At 67.1% G+C, this 25,651-nt stretch carries 26 protein-coding genes and 1 tRNA gene; 11 read left to right on the top strand and 16 right to left on the bottom strand.

All coding sequences use genetic code 11. The annotated features are described in order from the left end of the window. Window positions 1–92: 92 nt before the first annotated feature. Entirely contained in the window at window positions 93–794 is a 702-nt protein-coding gene (locus tag H8F24_RS02570) for an NnrU family protein (RefSeq protein WP_231598214.1), read from the bottom strand. 193 nt (window positions 795–987) lie between these two features. Between H8F24_RS02570 and H8F24_RS02565 the strand changes: the two genes are divergently transcribed. Continuing rightward, a complete protein-coding gene (locus tag H8F24_RS02565) occupies window positions 988–1,959 on the top strand; it encodes a LysR family transcriptional regulator (RefSeq protein WP_197158582.1) in 972 nt (323 codons plus the stop codon). Here the strand turns inward: H8F24_RS02565 and H8F24_RS02560 are convergent. Together H8F24_RS02560 and ndhM are read right to left on the bottom strand one after the other, a co-directional pair. Further along, window positions 1,950–2,678 carry a DUF3172 domain-containing protein gene (locus H8F24_RS02560; RefSeq protein WP_370594788.1) on the bottom strand — a complete coding sequence of 243 codons (729 nt, stop codon included), beginning with the start codon at window positions 2,676–2,678 and terminating at the stop codon, window positions 1,950–1,952. The genes H8F24_RS02565 and H8F24_RS02560 overlap by 10 nt on opposite strands. Continuing rightward, window positions 2,675–3,022, bottom strand: a complete 348-nt coding sequence (gene ndhM / locus H8F24_RS02555) for an NAD(P)H-quinone oxidoreductase subunit M (RefSeq protein WP_197170823.1) — start codon at window positions 3,020–3,022, stop codon at window positions 2,675–2,677. The genes H8F24_RS02560 and ndhM overlap by 4 nt, the downstream gene beginning before the upstream one ends. Window positions 3,023–3,209: 187 nt before the next feature. On the opposite strand from ndhM, the gene pds reads away from it, so the two are divergent. Both pds and H8F24_RS02545 read left to right on the top strand, forming a co-directional pair. Continuing rightward, window positions 3,210–4,634 (top strand): 15-cis-phytoene desaturase, encoded by a 1,425-nt coding sequence (gene pds / locus H8F24_RS02550; RefSeq protein WP_197170821.1) that lies wholly within the window; start codon window positions 3,210–3,212, stop codon window positions 4,632–4,634. A 2-nt stretch (window positions 4,635–4,636) separates the two neighbouring features. Beyond that, the gene (locus tag H8F24_RS02545) at window positions 4,637–5,569 is read left to right on the top strand and encodes a phytoene synthase (RefSeq protein ID WP_370594787.1); all 933 of its coding nucleotides are present in this window, start codon (window positions 4,637–4,639) and stop codon (window positions 5,567–5,569) included. A gap of 218 nt (window positions 5,570–5,787) precedes the next feature. Here the strand turns inward: H8F24_RS02545 and H8F24_RS02540 are convergent, their stop codons facing one another. The 3 genes from H8F24_RS02540 to H8F24_RS02530 all read right to left on the bottom strand — a co-directional run bounded on the left by H8F24_RS02540 (window position 5,788) and on the right by H8F24_RS02530 (window position 8,966). Next, window positions 5,788–6,780 (bottom strand): alpha/beta fold hydrolase, encoded by a 993-nt coding sequence (locus tag H8F24_RS02540; protein ID WP_231598048.1) that lies wholly within the window; start codon window positions 6,778–6,780, stop codon window positions 5,788–5,790. Between the two features lie 336 nt (window positions 6,781–7,116). Continuing rightward, complete coding sequence (locus H8F24_RS02535) at window positions 7,117–7,542, bottom strand: RNA-binding protein (RefSeq protein ID WP_197158586.1); 426 nt, start codon at window positions 7,540–7,542, stop codon at window positions 7,117–7,119. A gap of 77 nt (window positions 7,543–7,619) precedes the next feature. Next, window positions 7,620–8,966, bottom strand: coding sequence for a CCA tRNA nucleotidyltransferase (locus tag H8F24_RS02530; RefSeq protein WP_197170817.1), 1,347 nt, complete (start codon window positions 8,964–8,966; stop codon window positions 7,620–7,622). Between H8F24_RS02530 and H8F24_RS02525 the strand changes: the two genes are divergently transcribed. The 3 genes from H8F24_RS02525 to H8F24_RS02515 are packed head-to-tail and all read left to right on the top strand — an operon-like array spanning window position 8,965 to window position 10,660. Then, the gene (locus tag H8F24_RS02525) at window positions 8,965–9,216 is read left to right on the top strand and encodes a Ycf34 family protein (RefSeq protein WP_197158588.1); all 252 of its coding nucleotides are present in this window, start codon (window positions 8,965–8,967) and stop codon (window positions 9,214–9,216) included. The two genes, H8F24_RS02530 and H8F24_RS02525, sit on opposite strands and share 2 nt — an antisense overlap. Then, entirely contained in the window at window positions 9,213–9,911 is a 699-nt protein-coding gene (gene tsaB, locus H8F24_RS02520; RefSeq protein ID WP_197170815.1) for a tRNA (adenosine(37)-N6)-threonylcarbamoyltransferase complex dimerization subunit type 1 TsaB, read from the top strand. Before H8F24_RS02525 ends, tsaB begins: the two co-directional genes overlap by 4 nt. Beyond that, the gene (locus H8F24_RS02515; protein ID WP_197170814.1) at window positions 9,911–10,660 is read left to right on the top strand and encodes a YdcF family protein; all 750 of its coding nucleotides are present in this window, start codon (window positions 9,911–9,913) and stop codon (window positions 10,658–10,660) included. Before tsaB ends, H8F24_RS02515 begins: the two co-directional genes overlap by 1 nt. Here the strand turns inward: H8F24_RS02515 and H8F24_RS02510 are convergent. The 5 genes from H8F24_RS02510 to rpaB all read right to left on the bottom strand — a co-directional run bounded on the left by H8F24_RS02510 (window position 10,590) and on the right by rpaB (window position 15,682). Continuing rightward, entirely contained in the window at window positions 10,590–11,324 is a 735-nt protein-coding gene (locus H8F24_RS02510) for a lysophospholipid acyltransferase family protein (RefSeq protein WP_370594693.1), read from the bottom strand. The two genes, H8F24_RS02515 and H8F24_RS02510, sit on opposite strands and share 71 nt — an antisense overlap. A 113-nt stretch (window positions 11,325–11,437) precedes the next feature. After that, complete coding sequence (gene fabD, locus H8F24_RS02505; protein WP_197170812.1) at window positions 11,438–12,337, bottom strand: ACP S-malonyltransferase; 900 nt, start codon at window positions 12,335–12,337, stop codon at window positions 11,438–11,440. 115 nt (window positions 12,338–12,452) lie between these two features. Then, window positions 12,453–13,445 carry a beta-ketoacyl-ACP synthase III gene (locus H8F24_RS02500; RefSeq protein ID WP_197159053.1) on the bottom strand — a complete coding sequence of 331 codons (993 nt, stop codon included), beginning with the start codon at window positions 13,443–13,445 and terminating at the stop codon, window positions 12,453–12,455. Window positions 13,446–13,545: 100 nt separating this feature from the next. Next, complete coding sequence (plsX, locus tag H8F24_RS02495) at window positions 13,546–14,955, bottom strand: phosphate acyltransferase PlsX (RefSeq protein WP_197158592.1); 1,410 nt, start codon at window positions 14,953–14,955, stop codon at window positions 13,546–13,548. Continuing rightward, the gene (gene rpaB / locus H8F24_RS02490; RefSeq protein WP_197158593.1) at window positions 14,936–15,682 is read right to left on the bottom strand and encodes a response regulator transcription factor RpaB; all 747 of its coding nucleotides are present in this window, start codon (window positions 15,680–15,682) and stop codon (window positions 14,936–14,938) included. The genes plsX and rpaB overlap by 20 nt, the downstream gene beginning before the upstream one ends. Before the next feature lie 136 nt (window positions 15,683–15,818). Here rpaB and radA point away from each other — a divergent pair, with 136 nt between their 5' ends. After that, window positions 15,819–17,342, top strand: a complete 1,524-nt coding sequence (gene radA, locus H8F24_RS02485) for a DNA repair protein RadA (protein WP_370594786.1) — start codon at window positions 15,819–15,821, stop codon at window positions 17,340–17,342. A gap of 30 nt (window positions 17,343–17,372) precedes the next feature. Here the strand turns inward: radA and H8F24_RS02480 are convergent, their stop codons facing one another. Then, the gene (locus H8F24_RS02480; RefSeq protein WP_197158594.1) at window positions 17,373–17,894 is read right to left on the bottom strand and encodes a photosystem I assembly protein Ycf3; all 522 of its coding nucleotides are present in this window, start codon (window positions 17,892–17,894) and stop codon (window positions 17,373–17,375) included. A 214-nt stretch (window positions 17,895–18,108) separates the two neighbouring features. Between H8F24_RS02480 and H8F24_RS02475 the strand changes: the two genes are divergently transcribed. From H8F24_RS02475 to H8F24_RS02465, 3 genes are read left to right on the top strand one after another with little or no spacing between them, the layout of a single operon-like run. Beyond that, window positions 18,109–20,433, top strand: coding sequence for a cation-translocating P-type ATPase (locus H8F24_RS02475; protein WP_197171944.1), 2,325 nt, complete (start codon window positions 18,109–18,111; stop codon window positions 20,431–20,433). Window positions 20,434–20,477: 44 nt separating this feature from the next. After that, a complete protein-coding gene (gene tmk, locus H8F24_RS02470; protein WP_197158595.1) occupies window positions 20,478–21,119 on the top strand; it encodes a dTMP kinase in 642 nt (213 codons plus the stop codon). After that, entirely contained in the window at window positions 21,112–22,149 is a 1,038-nt protein-coding gene (locus H8F24_RS02465; RefSeq protein WP_197170810.1) for a DNA polymerase III subunit delta', read from the top strand. The genes tmk and H8F24_RS02465 overlap by 8 nt, the downstream gene beginning before the upstream one ends. Here the strand turns inward: H8F24_RS02465 and H8F24_RS02460 are convergent. The 4 genes from H8F24_RS02460 to H8F24_RS02445 all read right to left on the bottom strand — a co-directional run bounded on the left by H8F24_RS02460 (window position 22,103) and on the right by H8F24_RS02445 (window position 24,308). Next, on the bottom strand, window positions 22,103–22,882 hold the full coding sequence (locus H8F24_RS02460; protein WP_197170808.1) for a response regulator transcription factor: 780 nt from the start codon (window positions 22,880–22,882) through the stop codon (window positions 22,103–22,105). The genes H8F24_RS02465 and H8F24_RS02460 overlap by 47 nt on opposite strands. 328 nt (window positions 22,883–23,210) lie before the next feature. Continuing rightward, window positions 23,211–23,282: transfer RNA gene (locus H8F24_RS02455), tRNA-Asn, on the bottom strand. Between the two features lie 16 nt (window positions 23,283–23,298). Next, the gene (locus H8F24_RS02450; RefSeq protein WP_197170806.1) at window positions 23,299–24,012 is read right to left on the bottom strand and encodes an ABC transporter ATP-binding protein; all 714 of its coding nucleotides are present in this window, start codon (window positions 24,010–24,012) and stop codon (window positions 23,299–23,301) included. A gap of 32 nt (window positions 24,013–24,044) precedes the next feature. Then, the gene (locus tag H8F24_RS02445) at window positions 24,045–24,308 is read right to left on the bottom strand and encodes a hypothetical protein (RefSeq protein ID WP_197158599.1); all 264 of its coding nucleotides are present in this window, start codon (window positions 24,306–24,308) and stop codon (window positions 24,045–24,047) included. Between the two features lie 154 nt (window positions 24,309–24,462). Between H8F24_RS02445 and psbD the strand changes: the two genes are divergently transcribed. Further along, window positions 24,463–25,518, top strand: a complete 1,056-nt coding sequence (gene psbD, locus H8F24_RS02440) for a photosystem II D2 protein (photosystem q(a) protein) (protein WP_197170804.1) — start codon at window positions 24,463–24,465, stop codon at window positions 25,516–25,518. The last annotated feature ends 133 nt before the right edge of the window (window positions 25,519–25,651 follow it).

The following is a 25,651-nucleotide window of genomic DNA, read 5'->3' as shown; positions in this document are numbered from 1 at the left end:
AGGCTGGTGCTGGCGAGTGTAGGCAGCCCGCCTGGCTCCCACCGGCTCGTGTGCCTGAGCGCCCACCATCGCCGCCCCGCCGGCGCCCCGCCTCATCCCAGCCAATGGGCCAGGGCGGTGCGCGAGAAGGTGACGGCGCCGAGGCCGATGAAGCGGTGGGCCCACCAGAACACGCCGATGGCGATGGCGATGCCCAGCTGGGCCGGGCGCAGGAATTCGGCCCAGATCAGCTGCTGACGGCCATCCAGCACCGCCCGGAACGGCAGCACTGACGTGCTGTCCCGCAGCTCTTCGAAGGCGGTGCCGAAGCGGTGGGCCAGGCGCCGATCGCCATTCCAGATGGCGAACAGGTGGTGGGCTATCAGGCCGGCGCAGGTCACCACCATGAAGCTGCTGCCGATCCAGAGCAGGTGGGTGGCACACCAGAGCACCTGCCCCACCGCCTGGGGATGGCGGCTGACCCGGATGATGCCGGTGGCATACAGCCGCACCTGAGGCTTCAGCACCGCCGGGATCTCCAGCAGGTTGTAGGTGGCCGGGTAGAGGAAAAGGAAGCTGATGGCGGTGCCGCCCCACACCAGCGGCACGATCCAGGGCTGCTCCTGCAGATTCCAGAGCCGCAGGCCGTCATAGCGGTGGGCCAGGAAGTAGCCGATCACCACCACCGCCGCAGGGATGCTCACGCCGGCGAACAGCAGGCGCCAGGCCCGTTCGCCGATCCGCTCCACCCCCCACACCCGCAGGGAGGCACCACCGCTGTGCAGCACGGCGAACACCACGAGCAGGGCCAGCATCACCACGCTGCTGTGGTGGGGGCTGGCTGGGGCAAGCAGGGAAGGCAAGGGCCGGGCGACTGCGAAGCCAGCAATTCTGGGCATCCGCCGGCCCACCTAGAGTCTGGACTTACGAGGCTGAATCACACACCTCCCTTCTCCCGCCAACGTTTTCACTGCGCTCCCGCCTTGTCTCCAAACGCCCGCCGCGTCCATGGCTGATCTGCCCTTCACCCTCGATCAGCTGCGCATCCTGCGGGCCATCGCCAGCGAGGGCAGTTTCAAGAAGGCCGCCGACAGCCTCTATGTGACACAACCGGCCGTGAGCCTTCAGATCCAGAATCTGGAGAAGCAGCTGGATGTGTCGCTGTTCGATCGGGGCGGGCGCAAGGCTCAGCTCACCGAAGCGGGCCACCTGCTGCTGAGCTACTGCGACCGGATCCTCAGCCAGTGTCAGGAGGCCTGTCGCGCTCTTGATGATCTCCACAACCTGCGGGGTGGATCCCTGATCGTCGGCGCCAGCCAGACGACCGGCACCTACCTGATGCCGCGCATGATCGGGCTGTTCCGGCAGAAGTATCCGGACGTGGCCGTGCAGCTGCAGGTGCACAGCACCCGCCGAACAGGCTGGAGTGTGGCCAACGGCCAGGTGGATCTGGCGATCATTGGTGGCGAGCTGCCGCCTGAACTGAACGAGTTACTGCAGGTTCTTCCCTACGCCAGCGATGAACTGGCGCTGGTGCTGCCGGTGAAGCATCCGCTGTCGCGTTTGCCGGAGCTCACCAAGGACGACCTCTACCGTCTCGGTTTCGTCTGCCTGGATGCCCAGTCCACCACCCGCAAGATGGTGGACCAGCTGCTGGCCCGGTCCGGCCTTGATGTGGGCCGGCTCAAGATCGAGATGGAACTCAACTCCTTCGAGGCGATCAAGAACGCCGTGCAGAGCGGCCTGGGGGCCGCGTTTCTGCCGGTGGTCTCGATCGAGAGGGAACTCGCTGCCGGCAGTCTGCATCGGCCCCAGGTGGCCGATCTGCTGGTGCGGCGCCAGCTGAAGCTGATCAGCCACCCGGCCCGGTATTGCTCCCGGGCCTCCGATGCCTTCCGCAAGGAAGTGTTGCCGGTGTTCGCCAGCCCCGACAGCCCCCTGCGCCAGCCCCTGGCGCAGGCCCAGCCGGCTCAGAACTGATCAGCTTCCGGGGTCACGCCCACGGCATCGTCTGCGGCACCGGCAATCCCACGGGTCTGGAATTTGTTGCCGGTGATGTCGGTCTGGTAGACACAGCGAACGACTGGCTTGTCACGCACCGAGCCGATGTAGGCGAAGGTGTTCATGCGCTGCTTGCACTGGCGCATCTGCTCGGCGGTCACGGCACCCTCCTTCTGAAGCACGGCCCAGTTCTCCCGCCGGATCACGCATCCGGGCTGCAGCGTGGGCTGGGTCACGAAGCTGCTGCTCGGGTTCATCGTGGTGTAGAGCTCGATGTCCATCACGAAGGCGCTGGCACCCCACTGCTTGCAGAATTCCGGGTCGGGTACGGCCATGTCGAGCTGCTGGCTGCTGGCGATGTTCCCCTGGTTGCCCTGGGTGGTGCTGGTCACAGCGCTGCCGATGCCGATCCCCACCACCAGCACTCCTGCCAGGATGGCGATCGTGCGCACGTTCAGGGAAATGGCAGGGCTCCCTCCGGGCCCACCACCGCCGGGACCACGCCCGCCTGGATTTCCGCCGCCACCCCCGTAGCCAGCGGTTGTCGTCCGTCTGCCGGCATCCCGCTCATAACGGCTGTCGCCTCGGTCATAGCGACCGGTTTCGTAAGCCATCTCCCGGTCACCCCGCCCTCTGGGACGGCCGTCGTAGCGGCTGTAGCCAGCATCGGAGGCAGCCCGGCCGCGGGAGCGGGTCACAGGGCTTCGGGACTGCGGGGCAGTCCCATGGAGTAATTGAGCACGCGGGCCTGGGGGTTGTAGCGAATGGCGCCGGCCTGCAGCATCTGCTGGATCAACCCTTCCAGCTCGGATCCGATGCGGCGCAGGGTGTAATCGGTCAGGTCGTCACCGGCATGACGCTCCACCAGGGCACGGAACTGGTCCTGCACCCGGCTGAGGCTGGCGTCGTCCCAGAGAAACTCGTTGTCGGGGTCCACATCCAGCGTCAGATGCCCGGAGTCGGACACCAGATCACCGTCCTCCACTCGGGCCGTGAACAGGCGGATGTGGCGGGTGGTGCATTTCAGCAGGATCTCAACCATCAGCTGGCGGTGCTGGGGCTCAGGCGAGCCGAACGGAGTGGGTCAACGCTACCGGGAACCGGGCCAGACAGGGCGCTGCGGGGGGTGGGCAGTGCCAGGGGCTGGGCTCGGCTTGGCCGAGGAGAAGCTGCCGGGTCGCGACCTCTGGGGGCTCCCTTTATGGTTGCCCGTACTTTCGAGTCGGTTCATGCGCGTCGCCATCGCCGGAGCGGGCCTTGCCGGGTTGTCGTGCGCCAAGTACCTCTGTGACGCCGGCCATACGCCGGTGGTCTATGAAGCCCGCGATGTGCTCGGCGGCAAGGTGGCCGCCTGGCAGGACGAAGAGGGGGATTGGTACGAAACAGGCCTTCACATCTTCTTCGGGGCTTACCGCAACATGCGGCAGCTGTTCGCGGAACTCGATATCGAGGATCGGCTGCAGTGGAAAAGCCACTCGATGATCTTCAACCAGAAGGACGTACCCGGCACCTACAGCCGCTTCGACTTTCCAGACCTGCCGGCCCCGTTCAACGGAGTGGCGGCGATTCTGGGCAACAACGACATGCTCACCTGGCCTGAGAAAATCGCCTTCGGCCTCGGACTGGTCCCCGCCATGCTGCGCGGCCAGGACTACGTGGAAGCCTGTGACCAATGCTCCTGGACTGAGTGGTTGCAGCTGCACAACATTCCAGAACGTGTGAACGACGAAGTTTTTATCGCTATGAGCAAGGCGCTCAACTTCATCGATCCTGATGAGATTTCCAGCACCGTCGTTCTCACCGCCCTGAACCGTTTCCTCCAGGAGGGCGATGGTTCCAAGATGGCCTTTCTCGATGGCAATCCGCCCCAGCGCCTCTGCCAGCCGATCGTGGATTACATTACGGCCAGAGGCGGAGAGGTGCATCTCAACAGCCCTCTGCGGGCCATTGAGCTTGACGCTGATGGCAGCGTCAGCAGCTTCCGCCTCGCTGGCATCAAGGGCAAGGAAGGCCAACAGGTGGTGGCAGATGCCTATGTGAGCGCCCTGCCGGTGGATCCGCTGAAGCTGCTGCTGCCCGAGTCCTGGAGGGAGCTGCCGTATTTCAGCAAGCTGGAAGGGCTCAACGGCGTGCCAGTGATCAATATCCATCTCTGGTTCGATCGCAAGCTCACAGACATCGACCACCTGCTGTTCAGCCGCAGTGAACTGCTCAGCGTCTATGCAGACATGAGCAACACCTGTCGCGAATACGAAGACCCCGACCGTTCCATGCTGGAGCTCGTGTTCGCCCCAGCCAAAGACTGGATCGGCCGTAGCGACGACGCCATCATTGCCGCCACCCTCGAGGAACTCAAACGCCTCTTCCCGCAGCATTTCAGCGGTGAGGACCAGGCCCAGCTGCGTAAATCGAAGGTGGTGAAGACGCCCCTGTCTGTCTACAAGACCGTTCCCGGTTGCCAGAAACTGCGTCCTAGCCAGGAGTCACCGATCACCAACTTTTTCCTGGCCGGCGATTACACGATGCAGCGCTATCTTGCCTCCATGGAGGGTGCCGTGCTCAGCGGCAAGCTCTGCGCCGAGGCGGTGGATCGCAGATTCGGTCCCGCCTCATCCGCCCAGCCCGTCCCCCAGTCCACCCTGACGGCGGTCTGAGCGTGCTGGCCGCCACCCCTGCCACCTCCACTGCTCTCCTCCCATCCCTGGAGGAGGCCTATGACCAGTGCCGCCAGGAAACAGCCCAGTGGGCCAAGACCTTTTATCTGGGCACCCTGCTGATGCCCGCGGCCAAGCGTCGGGCCATCTGGGCGATTTACGTCTGGTGCCGCCGCACCGATGAATTGATGGACAGCCCCCAGGCGCAGGATCTGCCTGTAGCCCAGCTGGCAGAACGGCTCGATCGCTGGGAAGAGCGCACCCGCGCCCTGTTTGCAGGGCAGGTGAAGGACGGACTGGATCGGGTGATGGCCGACACGCTGGAGCGCTATCCCCAGCCGCTGCAGCCCTATCTCGACATGATCGAGGGGCAGCGGATGGATCTGTTTCAGCATCGCTATGCCACCTTTTCTGATCTGAAGCTCTACTGCTACCGGGTCGCTGGAACCGTTGGGCTGATGACGCAGGAGGTGATGGGCCTGGATCCGGCCTACACCACGGCTCCCTGGAGCGAGCGGCCCGACACCTCCCAAGCAGCGGTGGCCCTGGGGATTGCCAATCAGCTCACCAACATTCTCCGCGATGTTGGCGAGGATCGTGGCCGGGGTCGCATCTATTTGCCCCAGGAAGATCTCAACAAATTCGGCTATTCCGAGACCGACCTGATGGCTGGCCGCCTGAGCGAGAACTGGCGAGCCCTGATGCGCTTTCAACTGCAGCGGGCCCGTGACTGGTTTGCCCGCTCCGAGGAAGGGGTCCGCTGGCTGGCTCCCGATGCCCGATGGCCGGTGTGGGCCTCGCTGCGCCTCTATCGCGGCATTCTCGATGTGATTGAGCGCCACGATTACGATGTCTTCAATAAGCGGGCCTATGTTCCACGAGTGGGCAAGCTGCTGGATCTGCCGCTCTCCTTTGTGATCGCCCAGGCTCGATAACACGGTAGGGAAAGTCTCGCCATCGTCATGATGGCTTCGAGTCTTGCCAGTGGTTTCAGCGCGGTACTCCTCGCCGTGGTTGACCTCAGGCCAGGTCCGATGTTGACCAACCATCTGAGAGCTGCAGCGCACCTGCTTGGTGAGCTTCTCCACAGCGAAGACAAGATCAGTGCCCGAGAAGAGATGCAGCCGTGGTGAGGGCCTTGCCGGATCGTGGATCAGCAGGACAGGCCTGTTCCTGTGACGTCCTGCGAGAGGGCCCGGAGCAAGATCGGATTGACTAGGTCAGGAGCCTCATCGTGGGGGCAATGGCCTAGGCCACGGAGGACATGGAGTGCTTTCACACAGGCGAACTGTTGCCAGCGTCTGGCTTCGGATACCGGTTCCCAGGGATCTGCTTCGCCCCACACCATGCGAACGGGGGTGGTCAGTGCTGCGAGCAGATCCGGCGCGAGGTGATCGTCGAAGAGGTTGATGAAGCCTCGGAAGGCTTCGTCAGCTCCGGTCTTCTGGGTGGGGCCCAGCAGTAGCGATACCAGCTGGTCGTCAAGATTGGCTCCGCTTGGATAGGCCCGCTTCAGCACCTTTCGGATCACGCGGGCTTGGCTGAGCTGCCGAAACAGCCATTGGGTGAGCCATCGTTGCCGAACAAGGGCTTTCAGCAGAGGACGGCTATAACGACTCAGAGGCGGCTGATCCGCCAGGAGCTTGTCATCAAGAGCTCGCTGAGCGCAGTCCACCAGCAGCACCTGTCGGGCGGGACGTCCTTCCTGTTCCATCAGAGCGGCACAGCGCAGAGCCACCACTCCACCGATTGAGTTGCCCACCAGGGTGGTTGGAGTATGCACGACTTCCGTGATGAAGGCGGAGACCTGTTCTGCCCAGAGTTCAAGGCCATAGACACAATCGCCGTCTTCAGCCGATTCCCCGACAAGGCGGGAGCGAGGCTTGCCACTGGCTCCGAATCCAAGCAGGTCAATGGCGTAGACGTCGTGATGGACGGCCAGAGCTGCAAGGTTGTGGCGCCAGTGCTCCTTGCAAGCCCCGAACCCGTGGATCAGTACAGCCGCCGGCCGATCTCCGGCTTCTCTCCTGATGAAATCACCTGGAGCCGGTCTGTTCTCACCTGCTCGGCAGATCACATAACTCACTGGCTGGCCCCGCCAGTTCCACTGGGCCTCCCATGTCTTGGGAAAGGGACTGTCGCTCACGCTGGATGCCCCACTTGTCATGGATTGACCAGTCCAGCCGCCATACACCTGATTCTGTCGGTGTTGTTGACAAGGCGCAGGTCCGATCTCACAACCTGACCCACCCTTGCACGCATAGAAGTAGACGTCCGGGACTCAGGCCGACAACAACAAACAGCTGCCGTCTGATCATGGAAGGTTTGCGTGGTCAGTAGGCTTCCGAGGGCAGCCGGTGATTGGCACGATGGTATTTAGATTTTCCTGATTGGCATCTGAATCCTGCGGCACGTCGATGGTGGCGACGCATGTGCCGCAGGGCTGCTGCCGGGAGGCAGCAGCCCTGCGATCGTTGCTGGATCAGACGGCAGCAGTCTGTTTGCCGAGCAGGTCCTTCAGCTTCGAGAGCTCGCCAGCCCAGCGGGGATCGGGAGCTTCGGCATCGACGCTGTCGGCGTGAACCACCTTGTTGATTGCCTTGCGGGCGGCCGTGGGTGCTGCACCGACGCGACTGCCGGCGGCACCGGTGGGGCGGGCGTCACGACGCTCGGAGATCTCGATGCGGAGGGTGCTGCCGCCGAACTCCTTGCCGTTGAGCTGCTCGATCAGGGCATCGGCCAGCTTCGGGTCGTCCACGTTGGCGAAGCCGAAGCCCCGGCTGGCGCCGGTGTCGCGGTCGGTGACGGACTTGAAACGAATCCCCTTGCCAACGTTCGCGAGCAGAGCGTCGAGCTCTTTTGCATCAAAAGCTTCCGGCAGATTGCCGATGTAGAGACGAACGCTCATGGGAGGAGGGAAGGGGATAGGAGGAAAGCTTCAGCAGGCGAGGAGAAACCTCTGGTACACGCCTTTGCATTTCAAAGTTAATCATGTCGCCGGTCCGCAGCCCTACGGCCTTCCTCACCTGCCTCGGCCTGTTGCCACCATTTCCGCGCCAGCTGCACGATCGGTTCGGCTGCCGCAGCAGATTGCGGATCCAACCCGCTGGTGCTCTGTTGTGACGCTTCTGGCAACCGCTGATAGGCTCTCTCGCGGGTGAGGAAGGCCAGCAATTCCCCCAGCCGTGGCCCAGCGGGGATCGCCAGCAGCTCCTGCAGCTGGCGCCCATCGATCGGCGGGCGGGGGTGAAACAGGGGGTCGTGCGGGTCGTGCCAGCGCTCCATGGCCTGGCGAGCCGTGGCCTCAGGCAGGAGCAGCAGCAGCGCCGGAAGCGTCTCCTCCAGCTCCTGGTGCAGCCGCAGGCGTTCGGGTTCCTGCAAGGTCTTCAGACTGCCGCAGCCCTTCCCGGCGCTGCGGGCCTCCAAAGCGACGCGCCAGCGATTCAGGCGCTCACAGCGCTGCTGTAACCGGCGACTGCCGTGCAGCCGCGCCACAGCCCCGCCATCCAGCAGGGCCGCCAGCCGCGCCAGGGGTAAGGCCCAGCCCCGTTCCTCCCGGTTCAAACCCCGGGCAACCGCCCCTTCCTCATCCAGGCCCGCGAGCCTGGCCGCGCCCGCTGCATCGGCTTGCCAGGGTTGCAGCAGCTGCAGCTCCATCGCGGTGATCAGGCCTCTGTGGCCGGCTGGTGCCGCCGCCAGTTTCTCCAGTTCCGTCAGAACCCGTTCGCAGGCCACGCTGGCCAGGCGGTGATGGTGGGCCACCAGCCAGCGACGGGTGGCGGCGGACAGGCGAAACTCCAGTTCTGCCGCCAGCCGCACCCCCCGCAGCAGACGCAGCGGATCGTCAAGCAGGTTGGCCTCGCTCACGGCCACCAGCTGCCGCTGGCGCAGATCCGCCAGGCCTCCGGTGGGATCCAGAAGAGAGGCGCCGGCTTCCAGTGGCAGGGCGATGGCATTGATCGTGTAGTCGCGGCGGCGCAGATCGCTGGCCAGATCGGTGCCGCAGCGGCGAGCCAGGTCCACCGTCCAGCCCCGCAGCACCAGGCGGGCGATGCTGCGCTGCTCGTCCAGCACCACGCAACTGCCGCCGTGGCGGCGGGCCAGGCGGCGGCAGAGCTCGATCGCATCCTCCGCGACCACCAGATCGAGATCGGGGCGATCCGCCAGGCGATCCAGAAGCCCATCCCGCACAGCCCCACCCACCAGGGCGGCATCGGCCGGAAGGTGGTCGATGGAGAGCGGCCACTGGTTCACGGCCAGCCTGTGACGCAACTGCGCCGCCGCCTCAGCCTCTTCGGCCAGAATGTCTGTTGGATCCGGTCCGTGCAGCATGTGCATCTGTGTGGATTGCCACTGGGTGGACCGCTGCCAGGCCTACCACGCAGTGGAGCGGCAGCATGGTGTGCCCCACCTCAGCGCCACCCCGGACATCAGGCCCCAGCAGCCACGCATTCACGTGCAGGTGCGTGAGCTGGAGGGCGGAGGGGTGGGGGTGGAGTGGGACGTGCGCGGATGTGACAGTTTCCAGGCGGAGCCGGGGCGTTGGCATCGGTTGCGGCCGGGCGAGAAGCTGCCCGCATGAGTGAGCCCTCTCCCTCCCCCGATCCCTCGCCGGCCACGGTTTCCCAGGCCAACGGGAGTGCCGTTCCCTGGGTCCTGGCGCTGCACAGCAGCAGCGACACCTTCGGTGTGGCGGCCCAGCCCCTGGGGGGCGGCGGGTCTCTTCAGTCCCGCGGCTTTCCCCTGGGGCGCTCGCTCTCCAATCAACTGCTCGAGTGTGTGGAGGCGGTGCTGCCGGCCAGCCAATGGTCACGGCTTGCGCGCCTGGCCGTGGCGACAGGTCCTGGTGGTTTCACCGGCACGCGCCTCTCGGTGGTGCTGGCCCGCACCCTGGCCCAGCAGCTGGCGGTCCCCCTGGATGGCGTGGGCAGCTTCGCGCTGATCGCCCAACGTCTGCTGGGCGATGCGGCAGCTCCTGCCACGGGTCCTTTCTGGCTGGTGCAGGAGCTGCCGCGCCGCGGCCTGGTGGCGGGCCTCTATGCCGCCGATCCCACCCAGACCGCTGGCGTGATCGAACGGCTGACCCCACGCCTCTACGGCAAGTCTGAGCAGCTGGCTGAGCTGGCGGCGGCGCCGCAGCTGCCGGCCGTGCCGGTTCTTCCCGCCGATGCCGAGCTGCTGCTGGTCCGCTGCCAGGCAGCGGCGGCGGCCGATCGGCCCGCTCCTTGGCAGCCGGTGCTGCCGCTGTATCCCACCAGCCCGGTGGAGGGGCTCTGATGGCGGCAACCCCCAGCGACCCTCCGCCCTCCCGGCGCCGCCGACCCCAGCGCCGATCGTCAGGGCCACCGCCGCGCAGCGCCGGTCCACTCCCAGGGCCCACGGGCCGGCCGGTGCCCCAGCAACAGACACGTCGCCCTCCGGCCCGGCGGGGACTGGGCAGGCTGGTGCTGCCGCTGGTGCTGGGCAGCGGCCTGCTCTGGCTGTCCCGCGGCTGGTGGTGGCCGACGCCACCGCAGCCGCAGCCGCAGATGATCCTGGTGCTGGGCGGCGATGCGGAGCGCGAACAGGTCGCGGCCCGCCTGGCCCGCCGCGATGGACTGCCGGTGGTGGTGAGCGGCGGCACCAATCCCGAATATGCCCACTGGCTGTTCGAGCAACGGGAGGGATTGCCGCGGGATCGGGTCAAGCTCGACTACCGCGCCCGCGACACCCTCTCCAACTTCACCTCCCTGGTGGATGATCTGCGTCGCTCGCGCATCCGCCACGCCCTGCTGGTGACCAGCAGCGACCACATGGACCGGGCCCTGCTGGTGGGCCGGATCGTGGCCGGCAGCCGTGGCATCCAGCTCACTCCCGTGGCTGTGCCCTGCGGCCACCACTGCCGTCCTGAGGGCCGCAGCAAGGTCTGGGGAGATGGGCTAAGGGCGGCGCTCTGGGTGGTGAGCGGCCATGACATCAGGGGTTGGGCGGCAGACCATCTGAGCCCGTGGCTGGAGCGAGCTGGGGCGCGGCTGGAGCGCCGCTGAGCATTCCCTGATCGAGCAGAGCATTGATCTGCTCCTGGCAGGCCCGGGTGGTGGCGTCCAGATCGGGGCGGCGGCGCGAAGCCGGTGGCGGAATCGGCGTGCCGATGCGGATGTGGATCGGCACCAGGCGCAGGCGTTGCCTACCGGTACCGAGGGCCCGGTGGCTGTTCACGATCGCCACCGGCAGCAGCGGCACCCCCGCCCGGGCGGCCAGAAGGGCGGCACCGGGCTGGGGCTCGTTGACGCGCCCATCCGCTTGACGGGTGCCATCCAGAAACACCCCCGTGGCCCAGCCCTGCAGCAACCGGTCGGTGGCGGTGCGGATCGCTTCGCGGTCGCTGGCGCCACGGGCCACCGGGTAGGCGCCACAGGCCCGGATGATCGGCCCCAGCAGCGGCACCCGGAACAGCTCCGCTTTCGCCATGAAGGCGACGGGGCGTCCCAGGGCATGGCCGAGCAGCGGCGGGTCGAGATGGGATCCGTGGTTCGCCACCACCACCAACGCCCCTTCCAGGGGCACATTGGTGTTGCCGGCGGTGCGGCCCCGGAACAGCAGCCGGTAGATCGGAAACACCAGCAGGTAGCTGATCAGCCGATAGGTGAGGCTGGGTTTCGGGGTGCTGAGCAGTGCCGGAGGCTCGGCAGGTTTGCGCCGCCGCCGCAGGACCCGCTTCACCGCCTGGACGGAGCGGGATCCGGGGCGGTTAGCGCCGACGGGCCGCTCTTGCTCGTCGGCACCGCTGCCTTGCCGAGGCCCGGAGGGTGGGGCTGGGGTGCTCACAGGCCCAGGTCAGCGGCGGAAGCGATCTGGCTGGTGGTGATGCCGCTGCAGCTCCGCTTGATCAGGCCGCTGAGCACATTGCCCGGGCCGATTTCCACCGCTGTGCTGATCGCCTCGGCCACGAAGCAATCCATGGTTTCGCGCCAGCGCACGCCGGTCGTCATCTGGCGGGTGAGCCGCGCCTTGAGCACCTCTCCCCGGGTTTCCGGCGTGGGATCGGTGTTGCTGAGCACCGGAATCGTGGCATCGGCGAACGGCACGGCCTCCAGCTCAGCGGCGAAGGCCTCGGCCGCCTCAGCCATGAAGGGGGAATGGAAGGCCCCGCTCACCGCCAGCGGGATGGCGCGCTTGCACTGCAGCGCTGCGCACACCGCAGCCACGGCCTCGGGGCTGCCGGAGAGGACAACCTGGGCACTGCTGTTGTCGTTGGCGATCACCACCCCATCGGTGGCGGCCACCAGGTCGTTGAGCTGATTGCGATCGAAGCCCATCACCGCAGTCATGGCGCCGCCCCTTGCCGCCGCCATCAGCACACTTCGCTTCAGGATGAGTACCAACGCCGTATGCGCATCCAGTACCCCGGCGGCATAGAGGCCAACGAACTCACCAAGACTGTGCCCAGAGACCAACTGGGCTGTGCGTCCCTGGCGCCTGAGCTCGTCGACCAGAAGGCTTTCAACAACGAACAGGGCCAGCTGGGTGTTGCGGGTTCGGTTCAGGTCTCCGAGAACTCCATAGCGGCTCTCCTCCTGCCCCTGGCAGATCGCCAGTAGGTCGCGGCCCAGCAGCTCCGAGGCCTGCCCGAAGCGCTCGCGGGCGCCGGCCAGATCCAGAACCCCATCGGCCATCCCCACCTTCTGGGAACCCTGGCCAGGAAACACCCAGGCAATACCCATGCCGTTGCTGCGCGTGCGATCGGCAGGAGATTACGGCGGTGCTGTTCACCGAGAACCAAACCAGGGCTGCCGCCTGCAGGCGAGCCGCAGCGGTGTGACCCCGAGGTGACCGGGCTCAGCCCTGGGGACCGCTCCAGCGCAGCAGGGCCCCGCCCCAGCTGAGCCCGGCACCGAAGCCACTGCTGGCCAGCCGGTGACCGGGCTTGACACGACCATCGCGCACGGCTTCATCAAGCATCAGCGGAATTGTTGCGGCTGAGGTGTTGCCATAGCTGGCCAGGTTGCTGAGCACCCGTTCCGGAGGCACCTTGAAGCGCTCGGCCACCGCATCGAGAATGCGTTGGTTGGCCTGATGCAGCAGCAACCAGTCGAGCTGGTTGGCCTCGGTGCCACAGGCCTCCAGCACCTCAGCCAGCACGGCGGGCACTTCCCGCACGGCGAACTTGTAGACCTCCTGGCCGTTCATGTGGATCGGCGCGAAGCCGCCGCGCTGGGCCGAGAGATTGCCGAGCAGGGCCTGGCGTTGATCGGTCTGGGCGAGGGTGAGGCAGCCGTTGCGGCTGCCATCGGAGCGCATGCGAAAGCCCAGCAATCCGTTGGCGTCGGCATCGCAGGCCTCCACGGCCACGGCTGCGGCCCCATCCCCGAACAGCACGCAGGTCCGGCGGTCATCCCAGTCCACCCAGCGGCTGAGCTGGTCAGCGCCGATCACCAGGGCCCGACGCACACTGCCGCCGGCGATGTACTGGGCCGCGGTGATCAGGGCGAAGAGGAAGCCGCTGCAGGCGGCCGTGAGATCGAAGGCCACGGCATTCCGAGCGCCCAGGCAGGCCTGGATGCGAGGAGCGGTGCCGAACAGGTCGTCGGGACTGGAGGTGGCCAGCAGGATCAGATCCAGGCTTTCCGGGCTCCAGCCGGCATGGGCAAGGGCGTGGGTGCAGGCCTCTGCGGCCAGGCTGGTGAGGGTTTCATCGGGGCCAGCGACCCGCCGAGAGCCGATGCCGGTGCGGGAGCGGATCCAGGCATCGTTGGTGTCGACCCGCTCGCTCAGCGCGGCATTGCTGACACTGGCTGCCGGCAGGGCACTGCCGCAGCCCACCAGGGCCATGCCCGGACGTTCCGCTGCCCGGCCCAGGCCATCCGCCGACATGCCCAGGGATTCACCGCTTGCCCCGAACGCCACGTGATCAGACCACGATTGGGCTCAGTCAATCACAGGCTGCTGCCGTTGCTGCTTCGGCCTGGACCTGGCTGGCGCCGAGCGCATGGAGGTCGTCCATGACGCCGTGGCTGGCGGCCGAATGGGCCAGGCGCAGGGCGCTCAGCACCGAGAGGGCCTTGCTGCTGCCATGGCCGATCACACAGACCCCATCCACCCCCAGCAGCAGAGCGCCGCCGTGCTCGGCATGGTCGAGACGCTTCTTGATGCGCACCAGGTTGCTGCGCAGAAAGGCTGAGCCCAGCTTGCCGCGGCGGCCGCGGGGCAGCTCGGCGCGCAGCACATCCAGCAGCACGCTGCCCACCGATTCAAGGAATTTCAGCAGCACATTGCCGGTGTACCCGTCGCAGACGACCACATCGAAGTCGCCGGAGAGGATGTCGCGCCCTTCGCAGTTGCCGGCAAACACAAAGCGCTCGTCGCCGGCCAGCAGCGGGTAGGTGCGCAGGCAGAGGTCGTTCCCCTTGCACTCCTCCTCTCCGATGTTCACCAGGCCGACCCGGGGGCGGGCCACCTGCAGCACGTCGCGGCTGTAGATGTTGCCGAGCAGGGCGAACTGGTGCAGCCATTCGGGCTTGCAGTCCATGTTGGCGCCCACGTCCAGCACCAGCACCTGCTGGCTGGGGTCCTTGGTGGGGAACAGGGCGCCGATGGCGGGGCGATCGATGCCCTTGAGCCTGCCGAGGCGAAAGATCGCCGAGGCCATCACGGCACCGGAGTTGCCGGCGGAATACACGGCGGTGGCCTCGCCGCGCTTGACCAGATCCATGGCCAGGTTGATGCTGGCGTCGCGCTTGCGCCGCACCACCGTGGCTTCCTCGTGCATGCCCACGGAGGGGCCGCTGGACACCAGGTCGATCAGGCCCCGCTCCGTCGCGCTGGCGAGGGCGTCCTGCAGCCCCAGCTCAGCCACGGCCCGTTGCAGGGGCTCGGTCTCTGCCACGAAGCGCACCCGCAGAGGCAGCAGCTCCACGGCACTGAGGCAGCCCTCAAGAATCGGACCGGGGGCTTCGTCGCCGCCCATGCCGTCCACCGCCACCCAGAGCCGCTCGGTATCGGCGATCTCGGCCGCCATGCCCGCCTGGCCCTGCTGCAGCCGCCGCAGGGGGTCGAACACCAGGGGGGTGAGCACCGTGCCCGCCACGGTGCCGGCGCCGGAGACCACCGATCCGGCCATGGTCCCCGCCATCGAGCCGGCTGCACCGGCCACGTTGCCGGCGACGCCCACCACGGACCCGGCCACGTTGCCGGCGGCGGTGGCCGTGCCGACCACGCGAGTCACGGTCGCATTGCGCCGGTACCAGACCACCAGTCGCCGGATCGCCCGGCTGGGTTTGGCTCGGCTGGTTCGAGGCCGCAGAGGGCCCGGAACCGTGTTGTCAGCTTCCTTCGGAGGCAACGGCGTCAACGATGCGCTGGAACAGATACCCGGTGCCCCGTGCCGTGAGGATCAGCTCGGGATTGGCGGGATCGTCTTCCAGTTTGGAGCGCAGCCGGGAGATATGGACATCCACCACGCGGGTGTCCACGTGACGCTCCGGGGTATACCCCCACACCTCCTTGAGGATCTCGCCGCGGCTGAACGGCTCGCCTGAGCGGCTCACCAGCAGCTCCAGCAGGCTGAACTCCATGCCGGTGAGCCGGATGCGCTCATCGCCCCGGTAGACCTGGCGCTTGTTGGTGTCGATGCGCAGTTCGCCCACCTGGATCACCCCCGAGTTGGGGATGCCCGCCACCGCTTCCTTCTCGACACGCCGGAGCACGCAGCGGATGCGTGCCTCGAGTTCCTTGGGGCTGAACGGCTTGACCACATAGTCATCGGCGCCGAGTTCGAGGCCGGTGATGCGGTCGGCCACGTCGCCCAGGGCCGTGAGCATCACGATCGGTACATCCGATTCCTTGCGCAGCTCCTGGCAGACGCCGTAGCCATCCAGCTTCGGCATCATCACGTCGAGCACCACCAGATCGGGTGTGACGCGTCGGAAGCTTTCAAGCGCCTCGACACCGTCACAGGCGGTGACCACCTGATAGCCGATCATCGACAGGCGGGTCTCCAGGATCCGTCGGATGCTGGCCTCGTCATCCACGACGAGGATGGTTTCCTTGGCGGGGGACGAAGCCGTCATCGCAGCGTCACCACAACCGTCATCACAGAGGCACTCGCCATTGAGCGGCATCTACATCCGATCAGCACTACTGAAAAGGCCAGAGGTCCACTCCGTTCACTGAAAGCCACCATTCGTCACAGATCGAGTTGAAGCGATGGCCCTGGGGCGCCCGTCCACCCACTACGTCTGCAGCAGCTGCGGCGCCCGCACGCGCCAGTTCTTCGGCCGTTGCGCGGCCTGCGGCAGCTGGAACACCCTGGTGGAACAGGCGGTACCGGCAGCTGATTCACGGCGGCGCCGGCCGGTGCCCCGCTCCGGTGGTGGCCCTGCAAGCCACGGTGTGGCCGAAGACTGGAATGGGGCGGATGGAGAGGCTGCCGCCACCGGCAGACCGCGGCGTTCGGAGCCGATCCATGCGGTGGGGGAACGGCCCCTGCAGCGGCTCAGCAGCGGCTACATCGAACTCGACCGGGTTCTCGGTGGTGGCCTGGTGCCGGGATCGCTGGTGCTGCTGGGGGGCGATCCCGGCATCGGCAAATCGACCCTGCTGCTGCAGAGCGCCCGGGCGATGGCGGATCGCTGCTCGGTGCTCTACGTCAGTGCCGAGGAATCGGCCCAGCAGGTGAAACTGCGCTGGCGGCGCCTGGCCGAAGTGGCGGCCACCAGCGGTGAGGGCAGAAGCGAGCCTCAAGGGTCTGGCGGGGCTGACCGGAACGTGCTTCAACTCCTCTCGGAAACCGATCTGGAGCTGGTGTTGCAGGAGCTGGAGGCACTGCGGCCGGCGGTGGCAATCATCGACAGCATCCAGGCCCTGCACGACGGCGAACTCAGCAGCGCCCCGGGGTCGGTCGCGCAGGTGCGGGAGTGTGCCGCGGCCCTGGCCCGCATCGCCAAGCGCCAGGACACGGCACTGCTGCTGGTGGGCCATGTGACCAAGGAGGGCATGTTGGCGGGGCCCAAGGTGCTGGAGCATCTGGTTGATGCCGTGCTCACCTTCGAGGGGGACCGCTTCGCCAGCCACCGGCTGCTGCGTGCCGTGAAGAACCGCTTCGGCGCCACCCACGAACTCGGTGTTTTCGAGATGCAGGGCCGCGGCCTGGCGGAGGTGAGCAACCCCAGCGAACTGTTCCTGGGCAGCCAGGAGCCCAGCCCGGGCACCGCCACGATCGTGGCCTGCGAAGGCACCCGCTCCCTGGTGGTCGAACTGCAGGCCCTGGTGAGCACCACCAGCTACGCCAGCCCACGGCGCACCGCCACGGGCATCGGCACCAATCGCCTCCATCAGATCCTGGCGGTCCTGGAGAAGCACCTCTCCCTGCCCTTGTCGCGCTTCGACTGCTACCTGGCCGTGGCCGGCGGCCTCGAGGTGGAGGAGCCGGCGGCGGACCTGGGGGTTGCTGCCGCGGTGGTGGCCAGCTTCCGCGACCTCACCCTGCCGCCTGGAACCGTGCTGATCGGTGAGCTGGGCCTGGGCGGCCAGTTGAGACCCGTGGGGCAGATGGAGCTGCGTCTGCAGGAAGCGGCCCGCCTCGGGTTCCGCCGAGCGGTGGTGCCCAGGTCCGGCGGCCTGGGGGGGCTGGCGGCCGGACTGGATCTGCAGCTGCTGGAGGCGGGCAACGTGGCCGAAGCGCTGGTGGCGGCCCTGGGCTCGCACCCCACCCAGGAGCAGCCGTTCTGAGGGTCGCGCGTCTGAGGGGCCTGCGGAGGCTCAGAAGTACACGTCCACGTTGCTGCGACCCGACGACTTCAGCCAGTTCTCGATGTCCAGGTAGCCGCCGGGGTAGAGCCGCACCGCCTTGCCCCAGTAGTCGGCGGCCTGGTCAAGCCAGCGGTCTGCCGCGTCCTGGTCGCCGGCTTCCGCCGCCAGACGGCCCCACTTCTCATAGATCAGACCCATGTTCTTGAGGCAGGAGGGGGAGTTGGGGTTGGCGTCGAGCGACTGGCGGTAGTACTCGAGCGACTTCTCCTCCTCGCCGTTGCTCATGTAGATGATCGCCATGTTCTTGAAGATCTCGCCCCGGTCCACGGCGTTCTCCTCGAGCTTGAGGGCTTCCTCGTAATTCTCCAGGGCCTCGGCATAGTCACCGTCGTTCTGGGCCGAGAGGCCATCGCGGTAGTACACATAGGCTTCCTTGGCCTTGGGATCGATCGGCATCAGCTTCACGATCAGATCGGCCATCACCGTGAAGCTCTTGTCGATGAAGTTGTCGTTGCGCTGGCTGCGGGGCACGGCTGGATCCTGGTCTGCTTGCCACCATCCTGCATGGTTTCGCTGACGGCCCGGCGCTTTGGCCCAGGGCTGGAGAGTGGGCTGCCTAGCCTGCCTGTACTGCCTCTGGATCGTGAGCGATCGGTCTGCATCGACCAGCGCCCCTGCAGCGCCTGGTACGTCCGATGGGGCGGAATCGCCCGCCCTCGAGCCGCTGCTGCTGGAGGTGGAGGGCATGAAATGTGGCGGCTGCGTGCGGGCGGTGGAGCGCCGCCTGCTGGAGCAGCCGGGCGTATGCCAGGCCAGCGTCAATCTGCTCACCCGTACGGCCTGGGTGGGGCTGGATCCAGGCGCAACCTCAGACACCCTGCCAGCGCTGCAGGCCAGCCTGCTGGGCCTGGGCTTCGCGGCCAGTCCTCGCTTGTCGGTGGAGGCCCTGGATCGCCGCGACCAGCGGGAGCAGGAGCACTGGTGGCGCCAGTGGCGGCAACTGGTGGTGGCGCTGCTGCTGGTGCTGGTCTCCGGCCTTGGACACCTGGCCATGGTGGGTGGCCTGCCTGAGCGCCTCACCGCCGCAGGAGCGCCGCTCGCAGCACTGATCGACCCGGGGGTGCACGCGGTGGTGGCCACCGTGGCTCTGCTTGGGCCTGGCCGGCCGATCCTGCTGCGGGGTCTGCGGGCCGCCCTGGCCGGGATGCCCAGCATGGACACCCTGGTGGGGCTGGGGGTGGCCAGTGCCTACGGCGCCAGCCTCGTGGCCTATCTCCACCCCACCAGCGGCTGGCCCTGTTTCTTCAACGAACCGGTGATGCTGCTCGGCTTCGTGCTGCTGGGCCGCTTTCTGGAGGACCGGGCCCGCCAACGCACCGGTCGGGCGATCGAGCAGTTGGCCCGCCTGCAACCCGAAACGGCCCTGCTGTTGCTCGGCACCGATGCGCCCCGGCCGGTGCGGGTGGGGGGGCTGCGGCCCGGCGATCGGGTCCGGATCCTGCCCGGCGATCGGGTGCCCGTGGATGGGGTCGTGCGAGACGGCGCTTCGGCGGTGGATGTGTCCAGCCTCACCGGCGAGCCCCTGCCTGTTCAGGCCGAGGCCGGCACGCAGCTCGATGCCGGCAGCCTCAACCTGGAGGCGCCCCTGGTGCTGGAGGTGGAGCGCAGCGGCAGCGACAGCGCCATCAGCCGCATCGTCCATCTGGTCGAGCAGGCCCAGGCCCGCAAAGCGCCGATCCAGGGCCTGGCCGACCGGGTGGCCGGGCGCTTCGCCGGCGTGGTGGTGCTGCTGGCGCTCGCCACGTTTCTGTTCTGGTGGCAGTGGGGTGCATCTCTGTGGCCGCAGGTTCTCCAGGCCGCGTCCCATACCGGCGCCAGCCCCCATGCGGCCCATGCCGCCCTCGGCATGGCCGCCGACACCCCCTTTGCCCTGGCCCTGCAGCTGGCGATCGCCGTGCTGGTGGTGGCCTGTCCCTGCGCCCTCGGCCTGGCGACCCCCACCGCGATCACGGTGGGCTCCGGTCTGGCGGCCAGCCGGGGCTTGCTGTTCCGCGGTGGCGATGCGATCGAGGTCGCCGCTTCCCTGCACGGTGTCCTGTTCGACAAGACCGGCACCCTCACGCTGGGCCGGCCCCTGGTCAGCGCGGTCTGCCCGCTCAACGCCCCTGCGGATGGCGCGGCAGCGGATCGCTTGCTCCAGCTCGCCGCAAGCCTCGAACAGCACACCCGCCATCCGCTCGCCCACGCCCTGCTGCAGGAGGCCGAGCGCCGCGGACTGGCGTTGCTGCCAGTGGCCGAGACCCGAACCCTCAGTGGTGACGGCGTCGAAGGGATGTTCGTCAGCGAGGAGCAGGGACTGCGGGTGCGGGTGGGCCGACCCGCATGGCTGGCAGCAACCGGCGTGGCCATGGAGGGCCTGGACCGCAGGGTCCAGGCCCTGGAGCGTCAGGGAGCCAGCGTGCTGGCCGTGGCGGAGGGAACCGTGCCGCTCGGCCTGGTGGCGGTCGAGGATCAGCCCCGCAGCGATGCCCTGCAGACCCTGGAGCAGCTGCGGCATCAGCGGCTGCGGCTGGGCCTGCTCAGCGGAGACCGGCGATCCGCCGTCAACCGCCTGGGCCAGCGGCTCGGACTGACCGCCGAGGAACTGGCCTGGGAGCTGCGTCCTGAGCAGAAGCTGGAGCGGATTCTTGAAGCGCGCCAGCTGGGGCCGGTGGCGATGGTGGGAGACGGCATCAACGACGCCCCGGCCCTGGCCGCCGCCGATCTCGGCATCGCGGTGGGCACCGGCACCCAGATCGCGCAGGACACGGCCGATCTGGTGGTGCTGGGCGATCGGTTGAACGGGGTGGTCGAGGCCCTGACGATCGCTCGCCGAACCATGGCGACCGTGCGGGCCAACCTGGCCTGGGCCTTCGGCTACAACCTGATCGTGCTGCCGATCGCTGCCGGAGCCCTGCTGCCCGGCTTCGGCATCGTGCTGACGCCGCCGCTGGCGGCCCTGCTGATGGCCCTCAGCTCGATCACGGTGGTGGTCAACGCCCTGCTGCTCTCCCCCTACATTCGGCCTTGACCGGCAGCGCCCGACCAGCTGGGACGGGAGAGGAGGGATAGGCCATGGAGCGCGGGCGGTTCCTGGTGTTCGAAGGCATCGATGGATGCGGCAAGACCACCCAGCTCGAAGCCCTGCGCCAGTGGTTGCCTGGCTCCGGCCTGATGCCCACGGCGGCCCGCTTGCTGACGACCCGCGAACCAGGGGGCACTGCGCTGGGCCTGGCCCTGCGCCAGCTGCTGTTGCATCCACCCGACGATCAGGCGCCCTGCAGTGAGGCCGAGCTGTTGCTCTACGCGGCCGATCGAGCCCAGCACGTGCAGCAGTGCCTGCAACCGGCTCTGGCCGCCGGCGACTGGGTGCTCAGCGATCGCTTCAGCGGATCCACCGCCGCCTATCAGGGCTATGGGCGTGGCTTGCCCTGGGATCAGATCCTGCCGCTGGAGCGGATCGCCACCGGTGGCCTGCAGCCCGATCTCACGCTCTGGCTGGATCTGCCCCTGGCGGCGTCGCTGCAGCGCCGTGGAGGTCGCCCTGCAGACCGGATCGAGGCCAGCGGCGAAGCGTTTCTGGCGAGGGTGCAGGCCGGTTTCCGCCAACTGGCGCTGGAACGGGGCTGGTGCAGGCTGGATGCCGCTGGTTCCCCCGACCAGGTGACGGCGGCCTGCCGGGCCCTGCTGGAAAGCAGGTTCGGCCCGCATGGCTGACCTGTTCGCCGATCTGATCGGGCAGCCGCAGGCCGTGGTCCTGTTGCAGGCGGCGCTGGAACGTCGCCGCCTGGCACCGGCCTATCTGTTCGCCGGGCCGGAGGGCGTGGGTCGGCGGCTGGCCGTGCTGCGCTTTCTCGAGGGAGTGCTGGCGGGGCCGGAGGGATCAGCCTCGGTGCGGCGGCGCCTGGCGCAGGGAAACCATCCCGACCTGCTCTGGGTGGAACCCACCTATCAGCACCAGGGTCAGCTCTTCACAGCGGCCCAGGCACGCGAGCAGGGCCTCAGCCGCCGGGCCTTGCCGCAGTTGCGGCTCGAGCAGGTGCGCGAGCTGACCCGCTTTCTGGCACGCCGGCCGCTGGAGGCGGACCGCTGCCTGGTGGTGGTGGACACGGCCGAAGCGATGGCGGAAGGAGCCGCCAATGCTCTGCTCAAGACCCTGGAGGAGCCCGGCGACAGCCTGCTGGTGCTGATCAGCGCGGCGCCGGAACAACTGCTCAGCACAATCCGCTCCCGTTGCCAGCAGGTTCCCTTCGCGCGGCTCTCACCGGCCCTCCTGGCCCAGGTGCTGGCCTCCTTGCCACCAACGCCACCCGACGATCCACCGATGGCCGATCCCCCCGGACTGCTCGACCTGGCGGCCGGCTCGCCTGGAGCCCTGCTGGAGCATCGTCGCCAGTGGCAGGCGCTGCCCGCTGGCGTGGCCGAGCGGCTGCTCGACCTCAGGCCCGATCCGCTTGAGGCCCTGGCTCTGGCCAGGGATCTGACGGAGGCCCTGGACGCCGAGCAGCAACTCTGGCTGCTGGACTGGTGGCAATGGCAGCTGTGGCATCGCCATCACCAGCCCCAGAGCCTGGGGCGGCTTGAGCTGTTGCGTCGCCAGCTGCTGGCCTATGTCCAACCTCGGCTGGCCTGGGAGGTGGCTCTGCTGGATCTGGGCCTGCAGCAACGAGGCCTGCTCGGACAGGGCAGCGAGGAGAGGATCAGGCCGAGGCCCGTTCCTGGCGCCGCTGCTCCCGCGTCTCATTGATCAGTGCCTGGACCTGCAGCAACTGGTCTCCGATGGGAAGCTCCAGGCAGTAGCCGGCGCCATAGATAGTCTTGATGAAGCGAGGCTTGCGTGGATCTGGCTCAAGCTTGGTGCGCAGATGGCGCACGTGCACCCGAATGGTTTCGATGTCGTCGTCGGGCTCGTAGCCCCACACCTCCTTGAGAATGAGTGAAGGGGAGACGGTCTGGCCATGGCGCTGCAGCAGGCAGTGCAGCAGTTCGAACTCGAGGTGGGTGAGCCTTACCGGCTGATCGAACCAGATCGCCTCAAACCGCTCCGGCACCAGGGTCAGGCTGCCGTAGCTGAGGATTTCGGTCTGCTTGGTGGAGAGGGGGGCACGGTCGGTGCGGCGGAGCAGCGCCTTGACCCGCACCATCAGCTCCTCAAGATCAAAGGGCTTGGTGAGGTAGTCATCGGCGCCGGAGTTGAAGCCGCTCACCTTGTCCTTGATGCCACCCAGAGCTGTGAGCATCAGGATCGGGATCCGGGCGGTGCGCTCGTCCCGTCGCAGGCGCTGGCAGAGGGTGAGGCCGTCCACCTTGGGCAGCATCAGATCCAGCAGGATCACGTCAGGGGTGACCTGGACGGCCAGAGCCTGACCCTTGATGCCGTCCTCGGCGCGATGGACGTCAAAGCCGCTGTGCTCCAGATGGCCGGCCACCAGCTCACGCATGTCGCTGTCGTCTTCGATCAGCAGGATGCAGGGCTTCATGGATGGAGCGGAGGCGTGGGTGATTGCAGAAGAACGCTGGAGCGGGAGCCTGTCCAAAGGGACTGGACACGACTGGAATCCGGTCAGGGATCCTTGCCCGGAGTTGATGGCGCTGGCGGGGGGGCCTGCGACAGGCAAGGAAGGGACCGGGTCGCAGTTTCGGTTGTGGCTGAATGAAAGCGGCGCCATCCTCCCAGAGAACCAGTGCCCGGAACCTCTGACCGCTGTAGGGAGTGCTTCATGGCCGACGGCCCCTGCTGGGCAGGACTTGACACGGCGGGACTGACCAAAAAAAGCCGAAGCAAACGCTTCGGCTTCAGAACAACAACTCCCCGGGCGGGATTCGAACCTGCGACCAATCGGTTAACAGCCGACCGCTCTACCGCTGAGCTACCGAGGATTGGGACCACGAGAAACTACCCCGCAGCCTTGCCCCCTTGCAAGGGGGCAAGGCTGCGCCGCAGGCTTGCACCGCTCTGCCAGGGGCCGGCATGGCCCTGTTCCACCAAGGCAGCGCCGTTGCAGGCGGCCAGTTCCTCCAGCCGGTGGGTGATCCAGAGTGCCGTCAGCTTTGGCTCGGATCCGGTGCACAGGCTGTGGATCAGCTCCAGCACACCACGTTGGCTGTCTGGATCCAGCAATGCCGTTGGTTCGTCCAGCAACAGCAGCTGAGCACCGCTGGCCAGGGCGCCGGCGATCGCCAACCGCTGCTTCTGGCCGCCGCTGAGGGTATGGATCGGCCGGGAGGCCATGCCGGCCAGTCCCACCTGCTTCAGGGCTTGCTCCACCCGCTCGCTGCGCTCGATCGAGGAGAGATCCTGGGGCAGCCCCAGCTGCAGATCACTGCCACAGCTGGGCAGCAATAGCTGGTGGTCAGGGTTCTGGAAGACCAGTGCCGTGCGGTCGGGGCGCCGGATCTGTCCGCCGGAGGGCTGCAGAAGGCCGGCAATCAGCCGCAGCAGCGTGCTTTTGCCACTGCCATTGCTGCCCACCAACATCCAGAGCCCCGGACGGGGAATGACGAGCTGGCAGTGCTGCAGGGCCACGTGGCCATTCGGCCAGGTGAAGCACAGCCGCTCGACAGTCAGAGGCGGCTCTGCTCCGCTGGGGTGGTCGGCTTCGGTGCGCAACGGTGCAGCGGTCAGGGGGGACGTGAAGGGCTTCAGCCCTCGAAGCTGAAGCCCGGCCGCCGGGAACCGCCGCCCGTGGCCGACTTCTCGTACATCTGCACGGCCACCAGTTCGCTGCTCAGCAGGCTGATGCGCTTGTCCTCCTCCTTCTCGCAGTGGAGTTCAAGCAGCCGTGGCTGGCCGCTTTCAAGGGTCTGCTTCACCTCGGCATAAAGAGCCTGGGCAGCCTCCAGCTCCTTGCGCTGCACCGCGACGGGCATGGGGCTCAGCTTCAGGGACAGCTCGACGACGTACACGCGCGTGGATCGGTGGAAGCCCACTCTGGCGAATCGCCAGCACCAACCGAAGACTGAGTGCTTGTACTCATCCGGTTCTTAAGGGAAGCGAAAGTGGGCGCGATTCGCCAGCGAGGCCCGTACGATGGGCTTGTAAAGCTTCGTAAAGCCCTTTATGACGATCGCTGCAGGGCGTCTGCCGCAGCGGGGATGGTTCGACGTCCTCGATGACTGGCTCAAGCGCGACCGCTTCGTATTCGTGGGGTGGTCCGGTCTGCTGCTGTTCCCCACCGCCTACCTGGCGCTGGGCGGCTGGCTCACCGGCACCACCTTCGCCACCTCCTGGTACACCCACGGCATCGCCAGCTCCTATCTGGAGGGCTGCAACTTCCTCACCGCCGCCGTCAGCACCCCCGCTGACGCCATGGGCCACAGCCTGCTGCTGCTCTGGGGCCCCGAGGCGCAGGGCGACTTCGTGCGCTGGATTCAGCTCGGTGGCCTCTGGCCGTTCGTGGCCCTGCACGGCGCCTTTGCCCTGATCGGCTTCATGCTGCGTCAGTTCGAGATCGCCCGTCTGGTGGGCATCCGTCCTTACAACGCCATCGCCTTCTCCGGTCCGATCGCGGTGTTCGTCAGTGTCTTCCTGATGTACCCGCTGGGCCAGAGCAGCTGGTTCTTCGCGCCCTCCTTCGGGGTGGCGGCGATCTTCCGCTTCCTGCTGTTCCTGCAGGGCTTCCATAACTGGACCCTGAATCCCTTCCACATGATGGGAGTGGCCGGCATCCTCGGCGGTGCTCTGCTCTGTGCCATCCACGGCGCCACGGTGGAGAACACCCTGTTTGAGGATTCCGAGCAGGCGAACACCTTCAAGGCGTTCGAGCCCACCCAGGAAGAGGAGACCTACTCGATGGTCACCGCCAACCGCTTCTGGAGCCAGATCTTCGGGATCGCCTTCTCCAACAAGCGCTGGCTGCACTTCTTCATGCTGTTCGTGCCGGTGATGGGTCTGTGGACCAGCAGCATCGGCATCATCGGCCTGGCCCTCAACCTGCGTGCCTACGACTTCGTGTCGCAGGAGATCCGCGCCGCTGAGGACCCCGAATTCGAGACCTTCTACACGAAGAACATCCTTCTGAATGAAGGTCTGCGGGCCTGGATGGCCCCGGCCGACCAGCCGCACGAAAACTTCGTCTTCCCTGAAGAGGTTTTGCCTCGCGGCAACGCTCTCTGATCCCTCCACCAGGCTTCAGGATTTGCTCGATCCAAGGTGTCCCTCAGCGGGGCACCTTTTTTCTTGGCTAGAATTCACCTGTTCTGGCAGCAGTGGTGTGGCAGGTTCCCTCCTCCGGGAGAGTATCCGCCGA

The organism is Synechococcus sp. CBW1002 (assembly GCF_015840915.1).
In the GTDB taxonomy this organism is placed as follows: Bacteria; Cyanobacteriota; Cyanobacteriia; order PCC-6307; family Cyanobiaceae; genus CBW1002.
Note: the sequence above shows the minus strand (reverse complement) of the source record. Positions and strands in the feature narration are given on the sequence as shown.

Excerpts from the sequence above, each read along its gene's own strand:
- H8F24_RS02570 (WP_231598214.1), bottom strand. The coding sequence starts at position 794 with ATGCTGGCCCTGCTCGTGGTGTTCGCCGTGCTGCACAGCGGTGGTGCC.
- H8F24_RS02565 (WP_197158582.1), top strand. The coding sequence starts at position 988 with ATGGCTGATCTGCCCTTCACCCTCGATCAGCTGCGCATCCTGCGGGCC.
- ndhM (WP_197170823.1), bottom strand. The coding sequence starts at position 3,022 with ATGGTTGAGATCCTGCTGAAATGCACCACCCGCCACATCCGCCTGTTC.
- pds (WP_197170821.1), top strand. The coding sequence starts at position 3,210 with ATGCGCGTCGCCATCGCCGGAGCGGGCCTTGCCGGGTTGTCGTGCGCC.
- H8F24_RS02535 (WP_197158586.1), bottom strand. The coding sequence starts at position 7,542 with ATGAGCGTTCGTCTCTACATCGGCAATCTGCCGGAAGCTTTTGATGCA.
- H8F24_RS02525 (WP_197158588.1), top strand. The coding sequence starts at position 8,965 with ATGTGCATCTGTGTGGATTGCCACTGGGTGGACCGCTGCCAGGCCTAC.
- H8F24_RS02530 (WP_197170817.1), bottom strand. The coding sequence starts at position 8,966 with ATGCTGCACGGACCGGATCCAACAGACATTCTGGCCGAAGAGGCTGAG.
- tsaB (WP_197170815.1), top strand. The coding sequence starts at position 9,213 with ATGAGTGAGCCCTCTCCCTCCCCCGATCCCTCGCCGGCCACGGTTTCC.
- H8F24_RS02515 (WP_197170814.1), top strand. The coding sequence starts at position 9,911 with ATGGCGGCAACCCCCAGCGACCCTCCGCCCTCCCGGCGCCGCCGACCC.
- fabD (WP_197170812.1), bottom strand. The coding sequence starts at position 12,337 with ATGGGTATTGCCTGGGTGTTTCCTGGCCAGGGTTCCCAGAAGGTGGGG.
- H8F24_RS02500 (WP_197159053.1), bottom strand. The coding sequence starts at position 13,445 with ATGGCCCTGGTGGGCTGCGGCAGTGCCCTGCCGGCAGCCAGTGTCAGC.
- rpaB (WP_197158593.1), bottom strand. The coding sequence starts at position 15,682 with ATGACGGCTTCGTCCCCCGCCAAGGAAACCATCCTCGTCGTGGATGAC.
- radA (WP_370594786.1), top strand. The coding sequence starts at position 15,819 with ATGGCCCTGGGGCGCCCGTCCACCCACTACGTCTGCAGCAGCTGCGGC.
- H8F24_RS02475 (WP_197171944.1), top strand. The coding sequence starts at position 18,109 with ATGAAATGTGGCGGCTGCGTGCGGGCGGTGGAGCGCCGCCTGCTGGAG.
- tmk (WP_197158595.1), top strand. The coding sequence starts at position 20,478 with ATGGAGCGCGGGCGGTTCCTGGTGTTCGAAGGCATCGATGGATGCGGC.
- H8F24_RS02465 (WP_197170810.1), top strand. The coding sequence starts at position 21,112 with ATGGCTGACCTGTTCGCCGATCTGATCGGGCAGCCGCAGGCCGTGGTC.
- H8F24_RS02460 (WP_197170808.1), bottom strand. The coding sequence starts at position 22,882 with ATGAAGCCCTGCATCCTGCTGATCGAAGACGACAGCGACATGCGTGAG.
- psbD (WP_197170804.1), top strand. The coding sequence starts at position 24,463 with ATGACGATCGCTGCAGGGCGTCTGCCGCAGCGGGGATGGTTCGACGTC.